The organism is Ruegeria sp. CDSA246 (assembly GCF_059611225.1).
In genome coordinates this window covers 1-3204 of the sequence record NZ_JBXWPD010000045.1, presented here as the reverse complement: position 1 = coordinate 3204, position 3204 = coordinate 1, and the positions used below count along the sequence as shown (strand labels likewise).

The 3204-nt window shown below is 53.1% G+C and carries 2 protein-coding genes; one reads left to right on the top strand and one right to left on the bottom strand.

The annotated features are described in order from the left end of the window. Positions 1-37: 37 nt before the first annotated feature. Positions 38-1159, bottom strand: coding sequence for a guanitoxin biosynthesis MBL fold metallo-hydrolase GntH (gene gntH, locus AC2FI9_RS22670; protein WP_496770977.1), 1122 nt, complete (start codon positions 1157-1159; stop codon positions 38-40). Positions 1160-1322: 163 nt separating this feature from the next. On the opposite strand from gntH, the gene AC2FI9_RS22665 reads away from it, so the two are divergent. Then, positions 1323-2657: a tetratricopeptide repeat protein gene (locus AC2FI9_RS22665; protein ID WP_496770974.1), complete on the top strand. Its 1335-nt coding sequence runs from the start codon at positions 1323-1325 to the stop codon at positions 2655-2657. Positions 2658-3204: the final 547 nt, after the last annotated feature.

The window sequence follows — 3204 nt, the reverse complement described above, 5'->3', positions numbered from 1 at the left end:
AATCAAACCAACCAGATGAGCCACATCCTCTCTTAGATCAGAGCGCCATCTGTCCCAAAATCCCTGACGACGGACAATCCTTCGTGACGTTCCAAACCATAAAGTCGTCCGCAAGGCTCAGAGGTCCGTCATAGGTCTGCCTAATGCGCTCGTAGACGTTGGTGCTTGTGTCGAAGTCGTTGAAGAAGTGATAGGCAACAGCAATACGCGGTCTCACCTCGTTCATAATCTTCCCAAAAGCTTCAGGCGCAGTATGAACCTGAGTGCCGACAAGCAAGGCGGACTCGGGAGTGAAATTCATCTTTGCAACCAGATCAGGCACCGCCACAAAGCACTCGTGGATTGCGATGTCCGCGTCCTTCGCGTATTCGACGAACCACTTGTTGGGGTAAGAATCTGAACTGAAGACGAACTTCAGATTGTTCCACTCCAATGAGTAACTGACTGGGCCATCGAGTGAATGGATCGCAGGAAAAGAACGGATCACAACACCGTTTTCTTCGTACACGATTTCGTTCTCGCCCTTATAGTCGAACTCGTTCACCTCCATGGTGAATCCTCGAAAATCAATCAGTCCAGCACGGCCCGACAGATCCCAAGTCAGCATCTTTTGCATGTGCTCCATCGCATATGCCGTGCCCAGTTCTTCGACTGGCCCGCTTGGGCCCCATATACGCAGCGGAACGTTTCGCCCCATCAACGCGCCACCGATGAACAGGTCATGCAACGCGCCGAAATGGTCAGTATGAAGATGGCCGATAAAGACCTTGTCCAAATAATTGTACGGGATTTGCAGGGAAGAAATTCGCTCGGCCGATCCCGAACCAATGTCGAACAAGAACTTGTCTCCGTTGCCCAGTTCTACAAGGAAACACGCAGCAGCCTGAGCGGCCCGCGTTGTAGGCATTCCTGTTCCACACGCGATGACGCGCATCTCGTCTTCGGCGAGATCTTCAGTATTGGGGTAGTAAACATCGCGTGGACGATCACGCACCATCGTCGGAGAAACTTCTTCTGTTTCCTGCGCGTATGCTGCCGAAGGGGCGACTAAATCGATGACCGATTCAGTGAGCGCTTCAGGAGAAACAGCCCAAGCGCCAAATATCGCACCAATTACGAAGTGCTTGCTAAGGCTCCTGTAGTTCAAATGATGGGCCATGTGTCATCCTCCAGTCCCTTGGTGATTGGCGAGCGGGGAATGCGGGTTTTCGCGCTCCGGCTCGCTGTTTTGGTTACAAGTCTAGGGTTTAGGGACATTCACGTAAGTGACTCACGGTGAATAACGGGGTGACTCACGCGCCGATAATTGCAAAAATACGAATATGGTGAGGAGTTCTGAAAACATCTCAGGCGGTCAGAAGCGCGCTCCCCTCGGCAAATTGCTTGCGGATGCTCATCTAGATGGATCCGATAGGCTTCAGGCGTTCCTGACGTACATCGTCGAGGAAGAGCTCGCCGGTCGGGGAGATCAAATTCGCAGCAAGACTATCGCTCAAGATGTTTATGAACGCGATACCTCAGAGGGGACTGATCCGGAAAACATCGTTCGCGTCGATGCACGGCGGCTTCGTCAATTCTTGGAACTGCATTACGAGGGTATTGGAAAGGATGATCCGGTACGACTGTGTATCGATAGCGGTGGATATAGGCCGCGGTTCGAAACTGTCTTGGAAACCGGTGCGGTATCAATCTCAACAAAAGCCAAACGCTTTGGACTGCCCACAGGGGCGTTCACCATTGGGGCCGTCGTTGGTGCGTTGGTCGCAGTCGGTCTTGCCCAAGATGGACAGGAAACCGCCTTTGCCGAAGTGAGTGGCATAGCTGTAACTGACTCGAACGCGAACTTGCAGCGCATGGCAATTTACGAGAAATCCCCAGCAGCATTGCAAGCATTCAATTTGGCGCAACAAGCGCGGAAAATGATATTTCCGATCTTCGACCGACAGCGCCAGTTACTTGTTCTGTCTGTGTTCGAAGGTGTGATCGAGATCGATCCAGAATATTTCGGTGGATATGCCGGTGCAGCGCAGGCACTCGCGTCCCTTGCAGTGATAACCCCGCCATCCGATGCCAAGACCGAATATGTTGATGCCGCCATGAAGCTGGCGAACCAAGCGGTTAGCCTTGCCCCAGACCAAGCCTGGAGCCAGTCTGCTAAAAGCTGGGCAAATTTTGCCAATCGCGACTATGACGCCGCGCTGCAACTCAGTAGACGCGCATCAAAACTTGATCCAAATGATGGTGCTGTGCTCGACTTTCTTGGTGCTGTGGCGATGTTCTCGGGCGAATTCGAGGAAGCAATTGCAACGGCTGACAGGCTCTCTCTGCTAGGTCCCAGTTACCAACGATTTGCTAACAGAAATATCTCGGGCGCGACGTACTTTCATCTTGGTGAATATGAAAAGACTGTAGAGCGCTTTGAAGAGGCAAAGCAACTTGGCGATCCGCTCAGCGCTCCTTCACTTGCTTATGTAACGGCAGCGCTGTCAGCCATGGGGCAAGACCATGCGGCTAAAGCCAAACTGGCTGAACTTGAGCGCGCATGGCCGGAAGCACCGATAGGTGCGATGCTTAAAAGTATCCACAAAGACGTCGAGAACGCAGAAGCGGTGCTACGCGAGTTACGAAAACAAGACTGGGTAAGCCCAGTAAGATAGGGTGATGCATAACAGCGGGTCGCAGTGCCAAGGTTAAAATAATCTCTACTGGCACGGGCACTCAGGTCGAAACGCACATCACCTGCGCGGAGTTGAGATCGATAACGGAAGCCCAGATAAGGGACGTTCTGCGCGACTTTGCAAAGTCTGCTTTCTGCGCGCTGCTGCCATTGGTAATGATAGGTGCTGCACTCGCAGCGAAGGTCTGCTTGGTGGCCTCCTATTGCTTTTTGCAGTTTGACAGAATGGTACAATCGCAAATGGCGGCGGGCGCTCTTTCCCCTTACTTTCCCTTCGTGGGCCAGGGTGAGGGCGCGGCCCTCCCCCTCGGGCAACGCTATTAGACAGGACCGTGTCCTCGGCTATGCCTGCGGGCCGCACCACCGCTATCGAATAGCATTGCTTCGCCCCCTCCCGCGTCCGCCACGTGGCAGATCGGCAGAAACAGGCAGCTTCGCTGTCTGATCTGCAAATCAGCCCAGATTTTCCAAAAGGGAAGCCAGATCAAACGAAACCCTCTGCGGGAGAATTAAAATGGGAATTTTGG

Coding starts and splice junctions, on each gene's coding strand:
- AC2FI9_RS22665 (WP_496770974.1), top strand. CDS start 1,323: ATGGTGAGGAGTTCTGAAAACATCTCAGGCGGTCAGAAGCGCGCTCCC.
- gntH (WP_496770977.1), bottom strand. CDS start 1,159: ATGGCCCATCATTTGAACTACAGGAGCCTTAGCAAGCACTTCGTAATT.